This window comes from Pseudomonas eucalypticola, assembly GCF_013374995.1.
In the GTDB taxonomy this organism is placed as follows: Bacteria; Pseudomonadota; Gammaproteobacteria; order Pseudomonadales; family Pseudomonadaceae; genus Aquipseudomonas; species Aquipseudomonas eucalypticola.
Genome location: NZ_CP056030.1, coordinates 4,304,725 through 4,324,392, shown reverse-complemented (window position 1 = coordinate 4,324,392; position 19,668 = coordinate 4,304,725). Strand labels below are relative to the sequence as shown.

Annotated in this window: 17 protein-coding genes; 15 read left to right on the top strand and 2 right to left on the bottom strand. The window is 64.4% G+C overall.

Annotation, left to right across the window (positions count from 1 at the left end):
* Positions 1–3 precede the first annotated feature (3 nt).
* From HWQ56_RS18935 to HWQ56_RS18885, 11 genes are all read left to right on the top strand, one after another.
* The gene (locus HWQ56_RS18935; RefSeq protein WP_176571474.1) at positions 4–870 is read left to right on the top strand and encodes a sugar phosphate isomerase/epimerase family protein; all 867 of its coding nucleotides are present in this window, start codon (positions 4–6) and stop codon (positions 868–870) included.
* A gap of 52 nt (positions 871–922) precedes the next feature.
* The gene (iolG, locus tag HWQ56_RS18930; RefSeq protein ID WP_158155429.1) at positions 923–1,918 is read left to right on the top strand and encodes an inositol 2-dehydrogenase; all 996 of its coding nucleotides are present in this window, start codon (positions 923–925) and stop codon (positions 1,916–1,918) included.
* Positions 1,919–1,942: 24 nt separating this feature from the next.
* Positions 1,943–3,031, top strand: a complete 1,089-nt coding sequence (locus tag HWQ56_RS18925; protein ID WP_176571473.1) for a Gfo/Idh/MocA family protein — start codon at positions 1,943–1,945, stop codon at positions 3,029–3,031.
* A 108-nt stretch (positions 3,032–3,139) separates the two neighbouring features.
* Complete coding sequence (gene chvE / locus HWQ56_RS18920; protein ID WP_158155425.1) at positions 3,140–4,210, top strand: multiple monosaccharide ABC transporter substrate-binding protein; 1,071 nt, start codon at positions 3,140–3,142, stop codon at positions 4,208–4,210.
* Between the two features lie 56 nt (positions 4,211–4,266).
* On the top strand, positions 4,267–5,802 hold the full coding sequence (mmsA, locus tag HWQ56_RS18915) for a multiple monosaccharide ABC transporter ATP-binding protein (protein WP_158155423.1): 1,536 nt from the start codon (positions 4,267–4,269) through the stop codon (positions 5,800–5,802).
* Positions 5,799–6,989: a multiple monosaccharide ABC transporter permease gene (gene mmsB / locus HWQ56_RS18910; protein ID WP_176571472.1), complete on the top strand. Its 1,191-nt coding sequence runs from the start codon at positions 5,799–5,801 to the stop codon at positions 6,987–6,989. Before mmsA ends, mmsB begins: the two co-directional genes overlap by 4 nt.
* Before the next feature lie 36 nt (positions 6,990–7,025).
* A complete protein-coding gene (locus HWQ56_RS18905; protein WP_158155419.1) occupies positions 7,026–7,325 on the top strand; it encodes a Dabb family protein in 300 nt (99 codons plus the stop codon).
* Between the two features lie 238 nt (positions 7,326–7,563).
* The gene (locus HWQ56_RS18900; RefSeq protein ID WP_176571471.1) at positions 7,564–8,283 is read left to right on the top strand and encodes a response regulator; all 720 of its coding nucleotides are present in this window, start codon (positions 7,564–7,566) and stop codon (positions 8,281–8,283) included.
* Complete coding sequence (locus HWQ56_RS18895) at positions 8,280–9,581, top strand: sensor histidine kinase (protein WP_158155416.1); 1,302 nt, start codon at positions 8,280–8,282, stop codon at positions 9,579–9,581. Before HWQ56_RS18900 ends, HWQ56_RS18895 begins: the two co-directional genes overlap by 4 nt.
* An 18-nt stretch (positions 9,582–9,599) precedes the next feature.
* Positions 9,600–11,177 carry a tannase/feruloyl esterase family alpha/beta hydrolase gene (locus tag HWQ56_RS18890; protein WP_176571470.1) on the top strand — a complete coding sequence of 526 codons (1,578 nt, stop codon included), beginning with the start codon at positions 9,600–9,602 and terminating at the stop codon, positions 11,175–11,177.
* Positions 11,174–12,457 (top strand): hypothetical protein, encoded by a 1,284-nt coding sequence (locus tag HWQ56_RS18885; protein ID WP_176571469.1) that lies wholly within the window; start codon positions 11,174–11,176, stop codon positions 12,455–12,457. The genes HWQ56_RS18890 and HWQ56_RS18885 overlap by 4 nt, the downstream gene beginning before the upstream one ends.
* 6 nt (positions 12,458–12,463) lie before the next feature.
* On the opposite strand, the gene HWQ56_RS18880 is transcribed toward HWQ56_RS18885, so the two are convergent.
* Both HWQ56_RS18880 and HWQ56_RS18875 read right to left on the bottom strand, forming a co-directional pair.
* Positions 12,464–13,714 (bottom strand): sugar MFS transporter, encoded by a 1,251-nt coding sequence (locus HWQ56_RS18880; RefSeq protein WP_176571468.1) that lies wholly within the window; start codon positions 13,712–13,714, stop codon positions 12,464–12,466.
* Positions 13,715–13,844: 130 nt separating this feature from the next.
* The gene (locus HWQ56_RS18875) at positions 13,845–14,663 is read right to left on the bottom strand and encodes an SDR family oxidoreductase (protein ID WP_176571467.1); all 819 of its coding nucleotides are present in this window, start codon (positions 14,661–14,663) and stop codon (positions 13,845–13,847) included.
* Positions 14,664–14,807: 144 nt separating this feature from the next.
* On the opposite strand from HWQ56_RS18875, the gene iolG (HWQ56_RS18870) reads away from it, so the two are divergent.
* The 4 genes from iolG (HWQ56_RS18870) (at position 14,808) to HWQ56_RS18855 (ending at position 19,581) form a co-directional block, all read left to right on the top strand.
* Complete coding sequence (gene iolG / locus HWQ56_RS18870; RefSeq protein ID WP_158154322.1) at positions 14,808–15,818, top strand: inositol 2-dehydrogenase; 1,011 nt, start codon at positions 14,808–14,810, stop codon at positions 15,816–15,818.
* A gap of 145 nt (positions 15,819–15,963) precedes the next feature.
* Positions 15,964–17,028 (top strand): sugar ABC transporter substrate-binding protein, encoded by a 1,065-nt coding sequence (locus HWQ56_RS18865; protein ID WP_158154321.1) that lies wholly within the window; start codon positions 15,964–15,966, stop codon positions 17,026–17,028.
* 10 nt (positions 17,029–17,038) lie between these two features.
* Positions 17,039–18,538, top strand: coding sequence for a sugar ABC transporter ATP-binding protein (locus HWQ56_RS18860; protein ID WP_176571466.1), 1,500 nt, complete (start codon positions 17,039–17,041; stop codon positions 18,536–18,538).
* Positions 18,535–19,581, top strand: coding sequence for an ABC transporter permease (locus tag HWQ56_RS18855; protein WP_176571465.1), 1,047 nt, complete (start codon positions 18,535–18,537; stop codon positions 19,579–19,581). The genes HWQ56_RS18860 and HWQ56_RS18855 overlap by 4 nt, the downstream gene beginning before the upstream one ends.
* Positions 19,582–19,668: the final 87 nt, after the last annotated feature.

Genomic DNA, 19,668 nt, shown 5'->3' with positions numbered 1-19,668 from the left:
GACATGCCCGATAAAAATGTTGAACTGCTTGCAGCCTACTGGACCCTGGCCGGTGACACCTACCCGGGCGCCCCCAGCGAGATCAGCCCGTTCTCCCTGCAGGCACGCGCCGAAGCGGCCGCCAAGGCGGGCTGGCGCGGCATGGGCCTGGTGCACGCGGACTTGGTGCACAACGTGGCCAAGCTGGGCATTTCCACCGTGCGCAACATCCTGCGTGACAATGGCATCAAGCACGTGGAGGTCGAGTTTCTCACCGACTGGCACCTGGAAGGCGACCTGCTCACCGCGTCCCACGCCATCCGCGACGAGCTGCTGGAGATCGCCGGCGAGCTGGGCGCCCGCAGCCTGAAAGTGGCTGGCGGCCTGTTCGAGGAAGGCCCGCCCGACGTACCCCGCATGCGCGACGCGTTCGCCATTCTGTGTGACCGTGCCGAACCCTATGGCGCCAACATCGTCATCGAGTTCCTGCCGTTCTCCAGCGTCAACACCATCGACCGCGCCATCGCCGTGACGGAGGGCGTACGCCCCAACGGCGGCCTGCTGATCGACACCTGGCACGTGGCGCGCGGCGGCATGACGTTCGACGAGATCGGCAAGATCCCGCTGGAACTGATCAAGTCCATCGAACTGGACGACGCCAACCACGCCATCGTCGAGTCGTTCTTCAACGACTCCACCCACCACCGCAAATTCTGCGGCGAGGGCGAGCTGGACGTGCCGGACTTCATCCAGCAAGTGGTCAACGTCGGTTACCGCGGCCCGTGGGGCGTGGAACTGATCAGCGCCGAGCTGCGCAAGCTGCCGCTGGAAGTGGCCGCCAAGAAGGCCTTCGACACCACCATGGCTCAGTTCGAACACATCAAATTCTAAAAAAGGCCGCTGGCTATCCAGCGCCACATAACAGCGTTTCAGGAGAGATAAAATGGTAGGTATCGCAGTGCTCGGCGCCGGTCGCATCGGCAAGATCCACGCGGCCAACGTGGCCGCCAGCAAATTCGCCAAACTGGTGGTAGTCGCCGACCCTTTCGCTGAAGCCGCCTCGCGCCTGGCCGATGAACTGGGCGCCGAGTCCATGACCGACTGTGAAGCAGCCATCGACCGTGCCGACGTGGACGCCATCGTCATCGGCACCCCCACCCACACCCACATTAACCTGATGTTGCGCGCCGTGCGCCAAGGCAAGGCCGTGCTGTGCGAGAAGCCCATCGACCTGGACATGGCCAAGAGCCTGGCCGCGGTGGAAGAAGTGGAGCGCCTCAACGGCCGGGTGATGCTGGCGTTCAACCGTCGCTTCGAAAGCACCTTCGCCGAGATGCGTGCGGCCATCGAAGCCGGTGACATCGGCGAGGTGCGCCAGGTCATCATCACCAGCCGTGACCCCGGCCTGGCCCCGGAAGACTACATCCAGCACTCGGGCGGCATTTTCCGCGACATGACCATCCACGACCTGGACATCGGCCGCTGGCTGCTGGGCGAGGAGCCGGTGGAAATCAACGCCATCGGCAGCCGCCTGATCGACTCGGCCATGATGCAAAAGTACGACGACTACGACACCGCCATGGTGCAGATGCAGACCGCGTCGGGCAAGCAGTGCCATATCAACAACTGCCGCAATGCCGTGTACGGCTACGACCAGCGCATCGAGGTGTTCGGCTCCAAGGGCATGCTGCAGATGGACAACCTGCGCCCCACCACCATCCGCCGCTGGAGTGCTGACGTCACCGACGCCCGCGAGCCGCTGCTGAACTTCTTCCTGGAGCGCTACCAGCAGGCCTACAAGTCGGAACTGGATGCCTACATCGACGCGCTGGTGAACAAGAAACCGCTGCCGACCACCGTGCAGGACGGCCTCAAGGCCCTGAAGCTGGCAGACGCCGCCGTGGAATCCGTGGCCACCGGCCGCACCATCAAGCTCTGAGCCGCCGAACAAAGGAGAATCATCATGTCTTACCAACGTGAGCGCGGTACCACCCTCGGCGTGGCGTGCCTGGGTATCACCCACCCGCACACCTCCGGCCGGGTCAAGGCGTTCAAGCGCCTGGCCGACGTGCAGTTCCTCGGTGCCTACGACGACAGCCCGTTGCTGCAACCGTTCTGCGACGCCATGGAGTTGCAGCCGCGCAGCAAGGAAGAAATCCTCGCCGACCCGAATGTGCACGTGGTGCTGGTGCACCCCAAGAGCTACCTGATGGCCGATTGGGCCATCGAAGCCCTGGAAGCCGGCAAGGCCGTGCTGTGCGAGAAACCTGCTGGCCGTGGCACCCAGGACACCCAGCGTATCGTCGAAGCGGTTGAGCGCACCGGTGGCCTGTTCCAGGTCGGTTACTGCTGGCGCTACGCGCCGTCGGTGGAAAAAATGCAGCAAGTGCTGCAGAGCGGGGAGATCGGCAAGGTCTTGCAGGTCCGCGCTCACGCCGGTTGCTCCCATGACGAGGCCGACACCAACCACATGAAGCAGCCGGGTGACCGCGGCGGCGCGTTCTACGTGATTGGCTGCCACACCATCGACCGCATCCTGCTGCACTTCGGCAAGCCGAAGTCGGTGAATGCGCGCATCACCAAGTTCGCCGGCCAGATGAGCGACTCGGCCCGTGAAGACGCGGTGGGTGCGGTGCTCAACTACGACGACAAATTGGTGACCATCGACTTCATGTCCTGGGACCCCATGCCCTGGACCGAGAGCTGGGACATCACCGCCTACGGCACCCATGGCGTGATGCACTCCACACCCATGCCTGCCTCGTACAAGCTGTACCACGATGGCAAGAACGGCCACCAGCAAGGCTGGACCCACTGGAACGAAAACAGCTTCCCGGAGATCTGGGCGGTGCGCAAAACCGTGTACTCCCCGGAAATCGCCGAAATCGGCAACCCGGTCTATTTCGACCGCGAGGCCGCCGCGTTCACGCACTCGCTGCACACCGGCGCTCCCTCCAACGTCCCGGCCACCCAGGCCCACGACATCAACGTGATCCTCGAAGCATTGTTCGAGTCCGCTGATGCCAACGGCCAGGAAGTGCAACTGGGCTGACCCCCGCCGTCCCGGTACGCCAAGCGCCCCCGTCGGCTCGACTGTTGTCGAGCCGCCTGGGCCTTTGCGTCCCTGTGAAATGAAAACAACAACAAAGCAGAGGACATCATGCACACGATCATCAAGGTTGCCGCCGCACTGGTACTGGGCATGGCCATCAGCGCCTGCTCCAAGAACGACACCAACACCAAGGGCACCATCGGCATCGCCATGCCCTCCAAGACCGAGGCCCGCTGGGTGTCCGACGGTGCCAACATCGTCGACTCGCTGAAGAAGATGGGTTACGACACCGATCTGCAGTACGCCCAGTACGAGGCGCCCACCCAGCTCTCGCAAATCGAGAACATGATGGTCAAGGGCATCAAGGGCCTGATCGTGGCGCCCATCGATGGCACCACCATGGCCGATGTGCTCAAGCAGGCCAAGGAAAAGGGCATCAAGGTCATCTCCTATGACCGCCTGATCCGCAATTCCAAGGACTTCGATTACTACGTCACCTTCGACAACTACCGCACCGGCGTGCTGCAGGGCCAATCCATCGTCGATGCCCTGGACCTCAAGGACGGCAAGGGGCCTTTCAACCTGGAGATCTTCGCCGGCTCAACCGACGACAACAACGCCCACGTGGTGTACGCCGGGGTGATGTCGCAGCTCAAGCCGTACATCGACAGCGGCAAGCTGGTGGTACGCAGCGGCCAGGTGGCGATGGACAAGGTCGCCACGCCTAACTGGGACGGGGCCCAGGCCCAGGCCCGCATGGACAACCTGCTCAGTGCCTTCTACAGCACCACCCACCTGGACGCCGTGCTGGCCATGAACGACCAGATCGCCACCGGCGTGGTCTCGTCCCTCAAAGGTGTGGGCTATGGCAGCGGCAAGTCGGCCATGCCGATCGTCACCGGCCAGGACGCCGAAGTGTCCAGCGTCAAGTCGATCATCCGCGGTGACCAGACCTCCACCATCTTCAAGGACACCCGTGCCCTGGCGGGCGCCGCGGCGCAGATGATGGACGCCGAACTCACCGGCAAGGCGGTCAGCGTCAACGACACCACGTCCTACGACAACGGTTCGATGGTGGTGCCCACCCAGTTGCTGACCCCGCAACTGGTCGATGGCAAGAACTGGCAGAAAGTGCTGGTCGATGACACCCGGTTCTACACCCAGGCGCAGTTGCAATAGTCGAGCAGCGTGGCTGCCACCCCAGGGTGGCGGTCCCCTCGCACGGGAGAGAAAAAATGACAAAAACGATTCTCGACATGCGCGACATCCGCAAGACCTTCGGCCCGGTCAAGGCCCTGAGCGGGGTCAACCTCAAGGTGGGTGAAGGCGAGATCCACGCCATCTGCGGTGAAAACGGCGCGGGCAAATCCACCCTGATGAAGATCCTCAGCGGCGTTTACCCCCACGGCAGCTACGAAGGCGAAATCCACTTCGACGGCAGTGTGCGCACCTTCCAGAACCTGCGTGACAGTGAAGCCTTGGGCATCTGCATCATTCACCAGGAACTGGCGCTGGTGCCGACGCTGTCGATCACGGAAAACCTGTTCCTGGGCAACGAGCTATCGCGTTATGGCGTGATCGACTGGGACCAGGCGCACCTGCGGGCCCGCGCGCTGCTCGAACGCGTGGGCTTGAACGCGCGGCCGCAGACCCTGGTGGGCAACCTGGGCGTCGGCCAGCAGCAAATGGTCGAGATCGCCAAGGCCCTGGCCAAGGATGTGCGCCTGTTGATTCTCGATGAGCCCACCGCCAGCCTCAATGAAAAGGACAGCGATACCCTGCTCAAGCTGATGCTGGAGCTCAAGGGGCGCGGCATCACCTCGATCATCATTTCCCACAAGCTCAACGAGATTGGTCGGGTGGCCGACGAGATCACGGTGATTCGCGACGGCAGTACCGTCGACGTCATCGACTGCCGGGCCGACGGCATCGACGAGGGCAGGGTGGTGCGTTCCATGGTGGGTCGCGAGCTGTCCGACCGTTACCCCACGCGCGTGCCGAACATTGGTGAAACCCTGCTGGAGATTCGCGACTGGTCGGTGGGTGACCCCGAGCGGCCTGAGCGTGACCGCATTCGCAACATCAACTTCCATGTGCGCCGCGGTGAAGTGGTGGGCATTGCCGGGCTGATGGGCGCCGGCCGCACCGAATTCGCCATGAGCGTGTTTGGCCGTTCCTATGGCGTAAACGTGCGCGGCACCGCGCGCCTGGAAGGTCAGGAGGTCGACCTGGGCACGGTGCGCAAGGCCATCAAGCAAGGCCTGGCCTACGCCACCGAAGACCGCAAGGGTGCCGGCCTGGTGCTGGGGGACAGCATCACCCACAACACCAGCATGGCCAACCTGGCGGCGGTGTCGCGGCGCTGGGTCATGAACGAGCTGGGGGAGACCGCGGTGGCTGGCGATTATCGCAGCCGCCTGCGCATTCGCAGCTCCGACGTGACCCAGTCGGTGGAAAAACTGTCCGGTGGCAACCAGCAGAAAGTGGTGCTGGGCAAGTGGCTGTTCTCCGACCCCAAGGTGCTGATCCTCGACGAGCCCACCCGCGGCATCGACGTGGGGGCCAAGTACGAGATCTACGGGGTGGTGAACCAGGTGGTCAGCGAAGGCCGCGGCGTGGTGATGATCTCTTCGGAAATGCCCGAACTGCTCGGCACCTGCGACCGCATCTATGTGATGAACGAAGGGCGCTTCGTGGGCGAATTTCCCATCGCCGAGGCGTCGCAGGAAAAAATCATGCACGCAATCATGAAAAACGAGGTGATCCAGTGAGCGAAGTCAGCATGCCTCTCTCATCCAAACCCAGCGCCTTCACCACCTTCAAGCGCGGTGCCCGTGAATACGGCCTGCTGGTGTCGCTGATCGTCATCATGCTGTTCTTTCAGGTGGCTACCGGTGGGGCGCTGATGCAGCCGCTGAACCTGACCAACCTGCTGTTGCAGAACAGCTACATCGTGGTCATGGCCCTGGGCATGTTGATGGTCATCGTCTGCGGCCATATCGACCTGTCGGTCGGCTCGGTGGTGGGCGTCATCGGCTCCATCGCTGCGGTGCTAATGGTGCAATACCGGCTGGATTTCTTCACCGTGACCCTGATCTGCCTGCTGGCCGGCGCGCTGATCGGCGCGGCTCAGGGCTATTGGGTCGCGGTGTGGGGCATGCCGTCGTTCATCGTCACGCTGGCGGGCATGCTGATCTTCCGCGGCGCCACCATCGCCATTTCCCAGGGGCAGTCCATCGGGCCATTCCCGCCAGCGTTCTCGGCCATCAGCTCGGGGTTCATTCCGGACCTGTTCGCCAATGAAAACCTGCGCATCACCTCGTTGCTGTTGGGTATCGCGGTGGCGTTGGCCTTCTGGGTAGTGGAGTACCGCAGCCGCCTGCGCACCCTGAAAAGTGGTGGCCATGTAGCGCCCATGGTGGTGTTTGCCTTGAAGAACGGTGTGGTCGCCGGGCTCATCGTGTACTTCTGCTACCTGTTGTCCACGTACCGCGGCATCCCCACGGTGCTGGTGATCATGAGCGTCTTGATCGGGGTATACACCTTCATCATGAACCGCACGGTGATCGGCCGCTGGGTGTACGCGGTGGGTGGCAACCTCAAGGCCGCGCGGCTGTCGGGTATCAACACCGGACGCGTGACCTTCTTCGCCTTCGTCAACATGGGCGTGCTGGCGGCCGTGGCGGGGTTGATCTTCGTCGCCCGCCTCAACAGCGCTACCCCCCGTGGGGGCACCGGCTTCGAGCTGGACGTGATTGCCGCGGTGTTCATCGGTGGCGCTTCGGCATCCGGTGGGGTGGGCAAGGTAGTGGGCGTAGTGATTGGTGCGTTCATCATGGGTGTGCTGAACAACGGCATGTCGATCATGGGCATCGGCATCGACTACCAGCAGATGATCAAGGGCGCGGTGCTGTTGGCGGCCGTGTTCGTGGATGTTTACCAGAAAACCAGGAATTGATATGTGGCGCAGGGAAGACGCAGCCGAGGGGCAACGATGATCAAGCATATAGTGATGTGGAACCTTGCCGCAGACACGCCGGAACGCAACCGCGAAGCCTGCCTGTTTCTCAAGGAACGATTCGAAGGGTTGGCCGGGTTGATCCCGGGGTTGCTGAAGATAGAAGTGGGGGTGGACATCAGCCGTATCGACTACGCCTGTGACGTAGTGCTCTACAGCGAATTCGCCACGGCCGAAGCCCTGGCCGCCTACGCCACTCACCCCGAGCACCTGCGGGTCAAGCGCGAACTGGGGGACACGCGCATCGCTCGGCACCAGGTGGACTACCAGGCGTAGGGCGCCGAGAGGGAGGCGGGCGGCGCGGTGCATCAAGCAGACCGCGGCGCGCCGTTCCCGAGCTTCGCCCGGTGCCACAGGGTACACCTCAGCCTCGCGGCCTCCTCTGTGGGACCGGGCGCCAGCTCGGGAAGCCATCAACACAATATGTCTGGATTGACATGCGATAACAGTCCCCCTGGCGGGAGTTTTGTTGGAAAATTTCCCCATCCCATTTTTTTGCAGCGGTAGTGCCCCCTTGAGCCAGACCCAGATCCTTCTCGTAGAAGATGACCCGGACATCCGCGAGCCGCTGGCTGACTACCTTGGCGACAAGGGCTATATGATGCACATCGCCGCCCACGCCGAGGAGGCCGACGCGGTGCTCAAGGCGCATGACATCGATCTGGTGTTGCTGGACGTGATGCTGCCCGGGGAGGATGGTTTCGAGATTTGCCGGCGCCTGCGCGCGGCCCATGGCCCGCGTATCATCATGCTCACGGCGCTGTCGGAGCCAACCGACAAGGTGGTCGGCCTTGAGCTGGGCGCCGATGACTACGTGGCAAAGCCCTTCGACCTGCGTGAACTGCTGGCGCGGGTGCGCGCAGTGTTGCGCCGGCCGGCTGCCACCCCCGCCGCCCACCGCCCAACCGCGGCTGAGTTGGTGCTGCGCTTCGGCGAGTTCACCTTCTACCCGTACCGCCGCTTGCTGCGCTCGGCCGCGGGCTTGCGCGTACCCTTGACCGGTGCCGAGACCGACCTGCTGCTGGTGCTGTGCCAGAACCCGCGCCAGGTCCTGTCGCGGGAGGCGCTGATCAGCCTTACCCGAGGCCAGAATTTCCCCATCGCCGAACGGTCGGTGGACTTGCTGGTCAGCCGCCTGCGGCGCAAACTCACGGGTAGCCAGCGCCTGGACGACCCTATCCGCACCATGCGCGCCGATGGCTATGCCTTCCAGTGCGAAGTGACGGTTTTATGATACTGCGCCATTTCGGCACTATCCGCGGCCAGATCCTGGCGATTGTCGCGGGCTCTTCGGTGCTGACCTTCCTGTTGTTTTTGCTGCTGCTGTTCATTCCGGGCGGGCCGCCGAGTCCGCCCTGGCCCTGGCAGACCACCTACCGGGTGGCCGGGGTGGTGCAGATGTTGCGCGCCACCCCGGTCGACCAGCGTGCCCGCTTGCTCGACAGCACGCAGGGCCTGGGGCTAGGCATCAAGCTGGTGCCCGCGGCCACGGCCGTGCCCTGCGCTGGCAGCAGCCTGAATGCCCGCGACCTGCAAACCGCGTTGCAGGCAGAGCTGGGGCAGGGCCAGCCCGTCAGCGCCCATGCCTGTGGCGCCGATGAACGCCCAGCTATCCAGGTGCTGGTGCCCATGGGCGACAGCACCTTGGAGGTGCGCACGGCGCGCATCGAACACGAGCCGCCGCGGTTATCCTTTCCGTTCTTCGGTGCGCTGCTGTTTTTGTGCGTGGGCGTGACCGCCCTCTCGGCATGGGCCGCGTGGCGGGTGGTACGCCCGTTGCGGCGGTTGTCAGACCAGGCCGAAGCCTTCGGGCGTGACATCGTCGTGGCGCCGATCCAGGAAGAGGGACCGCTCGAAATCCGCCGCGCCGCCCATGCCTTCAACCTGATGCAAGAGCGCATCACGGCGTCGATCGAAGGCCGAACCCGGATGCTCGCGGCCGTCAGCCACGATTTGCGCACGCCATTGACACGCATGCGCCTGCAACTGGAAACCGACCGCAAGGAAATCTCTCGGGAAAAACTGATTCGCGACATCAGCCTGCTGCAAACCATGGTGTCCTCGGCGCTGGCCTACCTGAGCAGCAGCTCGCAGACCGAAAAAAAAGAATGGCTGGACCTGGGCGCACTGCTGTCCACGCTGTGTGACGACTACGAAGATGCCGGCGCGCACATCGCCTATGAAGGCCCGCTGCACCTGCCGTTCCTGTGCCGCCCCGAAGCCATCCAGCGGGTGATGTGCAACCTGATCGACAATGCCCTGGGCTTCGCCGCCCACGTCACGGTCAACGCCACCGTAGAGGACGGGGTCATCACCGTCGAAGTGGCCGATGACGGCCCAGGCATTGCCCCCGAGCGCCTCAAGGATGTCATCGAGCCGTTCTTCCGCCTCGACCCCTCGCGTAGCGACCGACCCGGCAGCGTCGGGCTGGGGCTGTCGATCGTCAATGACATCGTGCAGGCCCACAACGGCACCCTGACCCTGTCCAACCGCGTGCCCCATGGGCTGATCGCGCGGCTGGTCTTTTGTTGAATTCAGAAAGGTAGCCCCATGATTCCGACGATTCGCGGTACCACCCTGGCCGCCGGCCTGCTGGCCTTGGCCATGGCGGCCGGCGCCCAGGCCGATGACGCCTGCCAGGCCTTGGCCAGCCAGGCACTGCCGGATGCGACCATCACCAGCGCCCAGGTGGTGGCCGCCGGGCGCTACGTGATGCCCCAGAACCCGCTGTCGCGCCTGGGTGCCGTGCCCGGCATGAACCCGGCCGGCCGCCTGGCCAATGGTCCCAATCCCGCGTTTTGCCGAATTGCCGCTACCCTCAAGCCCAGCAGCGACTCGGCGATCAACGTCGAGGTGTGGTTACCGGTCACCGGCTGGAACGGCAAGTTCCTCGGCGTCGGCAGCTTTGGCTGGGGCGGTGCATTGATGTACCCGGGCATGCTCAGTGGCCTGGAACAGGGCTACGCCGTGGCCGCCAACGACACCGGTCACGATGGCACCACCGAGGCGGGCAAGGGCGGGCGTTTCGCCTACGGCCACCCGCAAAAGCTGGTTGACTATGCCTGGCGCGCCGACCACCTGATGACGGTCGATGCCAAGGCGCTGATCCAGGCCTACTACGGGCGCCAACCGTCGCGCTCCTATTGGGTGGGGTGCTCGCCGGGCGGCCTCGAGGGCCTGATCGAAGCCAAACGCTTCCCTGAGGATTACGACGGTATCGTCGCCGGCGCCCCGTCCAACCCCATCGTCAAGTTCAACGCCGCGCAGTTGTGGACCAGTTGGTTGATCAGCCGCGACCCCAGCCTGCACATGACCCAGGCTAAATTCGATACCGTCGCCCAGGCAGCGCTCAAGGCGTGCGCCACCCCGGTAGGCCTCGAGCAGGGCTTTATCGAGGAACCCGAGCGCTGCGGGTTCACCCCCGCGCAGCTGTTGTGCAAGGGCGCCGAGACCGCCGATTGCCTGACCGCAGGCCAGGTGCGCCTGATGCAGCAGATCTACGCCGGGCCCATCAACCCCCGCACTCACGAGGTGATCTTCCCAGGGCCGGCCAAGGGCAGTGAAAGCCAGTTGGGCGAATTCGCCGACGGCAAGCCTTTCCCGGTAGCGTTGGACCTCTTCCAGTACGCTGCCTTCCAGGACCCGACCTGGGACTGGACCAGCCTGGACTGGGACACGACCGTCAATGCCGCCGCGGCCAAGCTGGGTCCGCTGATGCATGTGGACACCGACCTGAAGCCGTTTTTCGCCCGTGGCGGCAAGCTGCTGATGTACGTGGGCTGGAACGACTTCCACAACCCCGAGGAACTGATCGGCTACTACCAGGCCTTGATGCGCAAGGCCGGTGACCCTGCGCATGCCTCGGCGCGCTTGTTCACGGTACCAGGCATGGGCCACTGTTTCGGCGGGCAAGGCTGCGACACCTTCGACAAGCTGGGTACGCTCGACACCTGGGTGGACAAGGGCATGGCACCGCAGCGCATTATCGCTTCACGCGTGGAGGAGGGTCAGGTCGTGCGCACCCGGCCGCTCTGCGCCTACCCCCAGGTGGCGCAGTACGATGGCAAAGGCGCCATGAACGATGCTGGCAGTTTCGCTTGCACAGCACGCCAGGCGGCTACGCCATGAGGCACGCGCGTCGGTGCCCGTGGTGGCTGCTGGGCTTGCTGCTGGCGGCGCTGCACACCAGTGCGGCGGGGTTGAGCGCCGGGGCCGGCAAGGCGCCGATCGCCATCGGTGCCGCCGACTTGCCGGTGGATGGTTTCGTCGGCGTCCATGACCCGCTGTATGCCCGGGTCATCCTGCTGGGCAATGACGTACGGCGCATCGCCCTGGTGACCATCGACCTGACATCCCTGTCCCAGGACCTGATCGCCCGGGTGCAGGCCATTGTCCAGCAGGCTACCCAGGCCAAGGCCGCGGATGTCGTGGTCTCGGCCAGCCACACCTTTTCCACGCCGCACGTGCAGGGGCCGGGGGCCACTGCCGCGGAACAGGCGCGCAAGTCGCGCCTCGTCCAGGCGATCGAGCAGGCGGTTGCCCAGGCCAGCGCCCAGGCGGCGCATAGCCTGCAGCCGGCCACGCTGGGCTTCGCCAGCGGCGTCAGCGACGTCAACGTCAACCGTGATGTGCCCACCGCCAATGGCTGGTGGCTGGGGGCCAACGAAGACGGCCCTTCCGACAAGGCCGTGGGTGTGGTCAGGCTGGATGGCCCGGACCACCAGCCTATTGCGTTGGTGGTCAATTACGCCGTGCAATCGTCGGTGATGGAAGCCTCGGCAGTGCCCACCGGTGGCCCTCAGATCAGCGCCGACCTGGCGGGCGCGGCAATGGGACATGTCGAACGCCAGTACGGTAACAAGCCCGTGGCGCTATGGCTGGTGGGGGCGGCGGCTGACCAGGCACCCCGCATGACGGCGCTCGGTGGCCACCAGAACGGTGCCCCATTGTTGCGCCTGCTTGGGGAGCGCCTGGGCGGTGAAGTGGTACGCGTGGCCGAGGGTATCCACACCGCGGCAGCAACCAGCGAAACATTGAGCGTGACCCAGGGCAGCGTGACCGTCACGGCTCAGGCGTCATCGCCCCAGGCTTCGCCGAAGAAACCCAGCCGCGACTACCGGTTCCAGGCCAGCGGGCCGGTGGCGGTGCCTTACTGGATCGTGCGCCTGGGCGATATCGGTGTTGTGGGCGTGCAGGCTGAACTGTCGAGCCAGACCGGTGTGCAAATCAAACAGCGTTCGGCACTGCGCGGCACCCTGGTGGCGACCATGGTCAATGGCGCCGCCAAGTACATGCCCGACGCCAGTGCCTACGAGCGCATCACCTACGAAGCCATGAGCTCGCCGTATGCCAAAGGCAGCGTACACACCCTGGTCGAGGCCATTGTCCGTGACGTAGCGCTGCATTGAACGGCCTTACGCGTTTCGCACAGTGATCGGCTGTTGGCTTAGGCCGTACAGCCCGATCACCGCGAACCCCAGCAAGGGCACCACGAACGCCCACTGGGTGCCGAAGCGATCACCCAGCACGCCCATCACCAGCGGCAGCAGGGCGCCGCCCACCAGGGTCATCACCAGGATGGAGCCGGCGCGCTTGGTGCGTGCCCCCAGGCCACGAGTGCCCATGGCGAAGAGGGTGGGGTACAGCGTGGACATGAACAGGTAGATGGCGGCCACGCACAGGGGCGACACCTTGGGCACGCCCAGGATGGCCACCGCGCACAGGACTGCGGCCGCCACGCTGTTGAGGATCAACAGATTGCGTGCGGCGATGTAGCGTAGGATCACAATGCCGGCGAAGCGCCCCACCATGTAGGCCAGCATGCCACCCGACAGCAGGTAGGCGGCATCGCGCGGGGTCATGCCCTGCCAGTGGTCGATGGCGAAATTGATGAAGAACGCGCCGATGCCTACGTAGTTGCCCACGAAGAAAAACTGCGCCACCAGCGCCCCGGTGAAACTGCGCGTGCGCCACAACGCGATAGGCGGTTCAGCGGCGTGGCTGGCCTTGGCCAACTCGACCTGGCCTTCTGGCAAGTCACAGGCAGCGAACACCAGCATCATCAACACCACCACTGCCGCCAGGGCCACGTAGGTCAACGAGACCGGTTCAACGTTGAAACCTGCCAGCTTGAAGGAGGGCAGGAAGAACACCGAACCACCGATGATCGGGCCCACGAATGCCCCCAGGCCATTGAAGGACTGCGCCAGCGTCAAGCGCTGTTCAGCCCGCGCCGGATCGCCCAGCGTCGCCGCGTAGAGGTTGGCAGCCGTCTCCAGGCAGGCCAGGCCGCTGGCCAGCACGAACAGGGCCACCAGGAACGGCGTCAGGCTACCGGCCCACGAGGCCGGCAGGAACAGGAGCGCGCCGGCGGCGAACAGGCCCAGGCCCACCAGAATGGCAGCGCGGTAACTGAAGCGTTCGATCAGCACGCCGACCGGGAAGGCGACGAAGAAGTAGGCGCCGAAATAGGAGGTCTGGATCAGTGCCGACTGGGTGTGGGAAATGTTCAGCGAGTCCTGGAAGTGCTTGTTCAGCACGTCCAGCAGCCCGTGGGACAAGCCCCACATGAAGAACAGGCTGGTGATGAGAATGAAGGCCAGTTGCTTGGTGCCGAGAATTCGGGCGGACGTGCGGGTGCCGAGGGTTTCACTGGATGAGGACATGACCGGTTCCTTGTTCGATTTATAGTCCGTTCATTGCTGCGATCCCACGCCTGCTCACAGGCGGCGTGCTGCGCGGTGAAGGCCATCGGTACCCATCACCGGTGAGGGGTACCGAACCACCGGCCGTGGCTCAGAGGGCCAGCTTGGCTTCCGGGGTGGGCGGGCCGTACTGGTAACCGCCCCACACCGACTGATCGAAGTTGATCACCGAGCCGGTCATCATTCCCGAGTCATCGCAGCCCAGGAACGCCACGGCCTTGGCCACTTCGGCCGGTGCCAGCAGGCGGCCGAACGGTTGCTGCGCGGCAACGGTTTCCAGCCAGTTGTCGTCGGCGCCGTGGAATTCGCGCTGGATACGGTCTTCACCGTCGGAAGCCATCCAGCCGATGTTCAACTGGTTGACCCGGATGCGGTTGCGCATGGCGGCGAACGCGGTGTTGCGGGTGAGGGTGGCCAGGGCCGCCTTCGAGCCGCAATAGGACGCGTTGAAGGGTTGGCCGGCGTGCTCGACGATGGAGCCGATGTTAATGATCGTGCCTTCGATATCGTCTCTGATCATGCGCTTGATCACTTCCTGCATGAGGAAGAATGGCGCGCGGGTGTTGACCGCGAACATGCGGTCGAACAGGTCTTCGTCAGTGGTCAGGATATTGCCGCGCTCGGTAAGCCCGGCGGCGTTGACCAGCACATCGACACGGCCAAAGATTTCGTCGGCGGCTTCGATCACTTGCCGGCAGTCGGCCACTTTGGTCAGGTCGGCCTGGACGAAATGCACCGCGCAGCCGGTCTGTTCGGCAATGCGTCGCGCCACGGCCTCACCTTTGCCGCTGCTGCGCCCGCAGGTGACGATGCCCGCGGCGCCCTCGGCGGCCAAGTGGGTGGCCACCGCGGCCCCCAGGCCTTGGGTACCGCCGGTCACGACGACGACCTTGCCCTCGAATCGCTTCATCTTCCCTTCCTCTTTCTGCAATGAAAATTGCGTTTGTTGTTGGTATGGAATTTATATTGACATCGGCCTGGCGATGCAACATATTTCGATCCACTCAACAACAAAAAACAGGCGCAGAAATGCGCCGCGCCAGGGAGAAAACCTATGCTTCGCATTGCCGTCTTGGGTTGTGGTCGTATCGGTCAGATGCACGCCGACAACGTCGCCAAACACCCGCGTGCCCAGTTGGTATCGGTTTATGATGTGCACCGGCCTTCGGCGGAAAAAGTCGCCCTGGCCCAAGGCGTTCCCGCCGCCGCCTCGGCAGAGGAAATCTTCGCTTCGCCTGAGGTGGACGCGGTGCTGATCGCCACCGCCACCCCTACCCACGCGGACTACATCGAGCAGGCCATCGCCGCGGGCAAGGCGGTGCTGTGCGAAAAACCCATCGACCTCAGCCTGGCCCGGGTCAACGCCTGCGCGGCGAAGATCGGCAACACCCGGCTGCCGATCCAGATCGGTTTCAACCGCCGCTATGACCCAGGCCACAGCGCCGCTCGTGCCGCCGTGCTCAACGGTGAGATCGGTGACTTGCACCAGGTAATCATCACCTCCCGCGACCCTGGGCTGCCGCCCCGTGCCTACCTGGAAGCGGCCGGTGGCCTGTTCCGTGACATGACCATCCACGACTTCGACCTGGCGCGCTTCATGCTCGGTGAGGAACCCACCGAAGTCTTCGCCGTGGCCAACGCCCTGGTCGACCCCGCCCTGGGCGCCGAGTTGAACGAGGTGGACAGCGCCATGTTCATCTTGCGCACCGACTCGGGCAAGCAATGCATCATCAACAACTCCCGCGCCGCGGTGTATGGCTATGACCAGCGCGTGGAGCTGCTGGGCAATCAGGGCATGCTGATTTCCGACAACCGCAAACCCCATGAACTGCGCCGTTTCACCAGCAACAGCGTGGAGACCGGCCAGCCTTATCAGTTCTTCTTCCTGGAGCGTTACCACGAGGCGTTCATGGCCGAGATCGACGGTTTCGTCGATTGCGTGGAAAAGGGCGCGGCTCCGCTCGCCAGTTTCGAGGACGGCCGTCAGGCGCTGATCCTGGCCGAGGCGGCGTACCTGTCCTTGCGTGAACGCCGCCTGGTCCGCGTCTCGGAAATTTCAGACTGACAGTGACGTCAGCCGGCATGGCGCAAAGCCGTGCCGGGCCCCACAAGGCCAGTCGATAGATTTTTATCCGAAAGAGAACACTGCCTGTGCAGCGGACCCCGCCTGCACGGCAGCCGCTTCCAATAACAATAAAAGAGTAGGAAAAATGAAATTGATCATGCGCAAACAGTGGCCGCACATCGGCGCACTGCGTACTGTTGCCGCCAGCCTCATGGTGCTGGCCCTCGGAGCAGGGGCCGCCCAGGCCCAGGACGGCCCCGAGGTGCGGGTGGGCTTCACGCCCAAGTTCCTCAAGGACGACTTCCAGACCTTGATGCTGGATCTTTCGAAAAAGGCCTTCCAGGCCAAGGGTTTCACCCTGTTGGGCGCCCCCGACCCGAACGGCGACGTGGCCGCCCAGGTCGACGCCCTGCAGAACCTGATTGCCAACGGTGCCACTGCGATTGTCTTCGCGCCCATCGACGCCGCGGGCATCGTGCCGGTGATCAAGCAAGCCAACGACGCCCATGTGCTGGTGTTCTCCATCGACGATGTACCCTCGGGCGGCAAGGTCACGGCCTCGATTCGGGCCGATAACGTCGACGCGGGGGCCCAGGCCGCCACGGAAATGGTCAGCCGGCTCAAGCAAGGCGCTTGCTGGGCCGAGAAGCGCTGCACCGTGCTGGAGCTGCAGGGCGCGCTGACAACGCCCAACGGCCTGGACCGCTCCAAGGGCTTCTCCCAGACCCTGCACAGTCAGGCGCCCGACGTGAAGCTGATCCAGCGGCCCACCGAGTGGACCGCCGACCAGGCCGCCGACGCCACGCAGAACGTACTGACCCAAGTACCCACCCTGGACGGCATCTTCATGGCTTCGGAACTGATGGCCACGGCCGTCAACGCCCAGGTCGGCGCCGCCGGCAGGGGGGCGGCGGTGGGCGCACCGGGGGCGATCATCCGCATCGCCGTGGACGGTACCCCGCAAGGCTTGCAGTTGATCCGCAGCCACGCGCTGGACGCCACCATCTCGCAACCGCTGAACGCCTATGCGTCGAAAACCGCTGACCTGATCGAGTGGGTGTCCAAGGGCGGCAAGGTGGACATCGGGCCCCGGGACGACGGCCAGGTGGTCGATACCCCCGTGGGGCCGCAGTACCAGCTGAAGGCTACGCTGGTGACGGCCCAGAACGTGGACTCGCCCCTGTTGTGGGCCAACCTGGTGAAAAAATAGGGTTGAAACCATGAACGCGATTATCAGCGAGGCCCTGCGGCCCATTGTCGAAATGCGTGACATCGCCAAAACCTTTGGTTCGACACGCGCCCTGCGCGGCGTGGACTTCACCGTGATGCGCGGCGAAGTGCATGCCCTGCTGGGCCGCAATGGCGCCGGCAAGAGCACCCTAGTGTCGACCATGAGCGGCTTCACCCCAGCCGACTCCGGCACCCTGCGCATCGCCGATGCCCAGGTGACCGCCAATGCGCAGAACTACGCCGCCAGCCTGCGCGAGGCCATTGCCCACGTGCAGCAGACGCCGCAGTTGTTCAACCTGCTGACCGTGGCCGAAAACCTGTTTCTGGAACACCCCAAGGTCCGCGGCCCGTTCGGGGTAGTCAGCCGCCGCCGCACCCTGGCCCTGGCCGAGGAGCTGCTGGCCACCTGGGGCATCGACATTCGTGCCGATGCCCTGGTGGCCGAGCTGGGGGCTGGCACCCGGCAATTGCTGGAGATCATCAAGGCCTTGAGCCGTGGCGTGCCGGTGATGATCCTCGACGAGCCGACGGCGGCCTTGAGCAATGCCGAGAAGAAAATGCTGTTCGAACAGGTGCGGGCGCTCAAGGCCCAGGGCGTGTCGTTCATCTACATCTCCCACCATCTGGACGAGATTTTCGAGATCGCCGACATCGTCACCATTCTGCGCGATGGCCAGGTGGTCAAGGCCCGTGAGCCCGTGGCCGGGCTCGACGTGGACACCATCGCCGACCTGATGATGGGCAAGAAGACCGTGCGCAGCCTTCGCGAGGATTTCACCCGCGGCAACGAGGCGCACCTGATCGAAGTGCAAGGCGTGCGCATCGACGCCCGTTCGGAGAAGGACATCGACTTCGCCGTGCGCCCGGGCGAAATCGTCGCCCTGGCCGGGCCCGTGGGCGGCGGCAAGGAGGACCTGGCGATGATCCTGGCGGGCCAGCAGGCGCCGTTCAAGGGGCAGGTGTGCAGCCCCCGCGGCGCCTTGCCGAAGATCGGCCTGGTGCCCACCGACCGCCATGTCAGCGGCTACGTGGGCATGCTGGGGGTGCGTGAAAACGTGGTCATTGGCGGGCTGGATATGCTTTCCAATGGCCTGGGCTTCATCAGTAAGCGCAGCGAAGCGGCTTATGTCGACCGCCTGACCCAGGAGACCCATGTGGTGGCTTCGTCCCTGGAACAGCCCGTGGGCCAGCTCAGTGGCGGGAACCAGCAAAAGGTGGTGTTCGCCCGCGCCTTGTGCCGGGACCCCCATGTGGTGGTGGCATTGAGCCCCACCCGTGGCGTGGATGTGGGGGCCAAGGAGCAGCTGTATGGGTTGCTGCGCGACCTGGCCCGCAAGGGGTTGGGCGTGGTCGTGGTGTCCGACGAAGAAGATGAAATTGCCCAGTTGGCCAACCGTGTGGTCATCGTCTTCGACGGTGAAGTCAAGGACGAGCTGGTGGGTGACTACACAATCAGAGACCTGGTATTGCGGATGGAAGGTGTCCTATGAGCATTGAGATGATTAGCCCCGCGAAGCTGACGAAACATGCCCCAGGCCGGTCGCGCTGGGCGGCGTTCGGCAGTTCTTTCGTAGCCGACGGCTACACGATGTACCCGGTGATCCTGTTGCTGGTCATCATCGGTTCGATCGTGGCGCCGCGGTTCGCCACCGCCACCAACCTGGTCAACATCCTGGAGCAGATCAGCGTGCTGGGCCTGACCACCATCGGCCTGACGTTCGTGGTGCTGATCGGACGCCTGGACCTGTCGCTGGAGGGCGTGGTGGGGTTTGCGCCGATGTTCGCCGCGTGCACCCTGGTGCCGGCAGTGGCGGGTGGTTTCGGTATTGAGTTGCCCGGTTGGGCAGGGCTGTTCGTGGCCCTGGGGATGGCAGGCCTGATTGGCTGGTTCAACGGTTTCATGGTGGTCAAGGTCGGGCTCAACCCGTTCATCTCGACGTTGGGCCTGCTGGTGTTGCTGCGCGGTGGCGTGCTGATCATTTCCAATGGTCGCTCGATCTACTCGCCGGGCAAGGCCTTGACGTTCCTGGGTTCGCAAAAGGTGGCCGGGTTGCCGTTGTCGGTGGTGGTGTTCATGGTCATCGCCGTGTTGGTCGGGCTGGTATTCAAATACCACCGGTATGGCCGGGCGTTGTATGCCATCGGTGGCAATGAAGAAGCGGCACGGGCGGCGGGCATCAACGTCAACCGGGTGATCTGGTCGGCGTTCATCTTCGCGGCCCTGCTGGCCGGGTTGGCGGGGGTGATGATGACCGGCCGCCTGGACTCGGCGGTCACCACCCAGGGCCAGGGCATCATCTTCTCGGCGTTCGCCGCCGCGGTGATCGGTGGCGTCAGCCTGGGGGGTGGGCGCGGAACCATCGTCGGCGTGGTCAGCGGCGTGCTGCTGATTGGCGTCATCAACAACCTGCTCACCCTGGCCCAGGTGCCGTCCTTCTACGTCCAGGCCTCCACCGGCGCGGTCATCATCGTCGCCGCCGTCCTCACCACCCTGGCCAGCCGCCGCTCCAGCGGCGTGCGCACCCGCACCTGATGAAACCCGCCGCGGCCTCTGTGGCACCGGGCGCAGCTCGGGAAGCAGGCGCCGCGGTTTGCCGGCGTGTTCGCGGCGTCCGCTTCC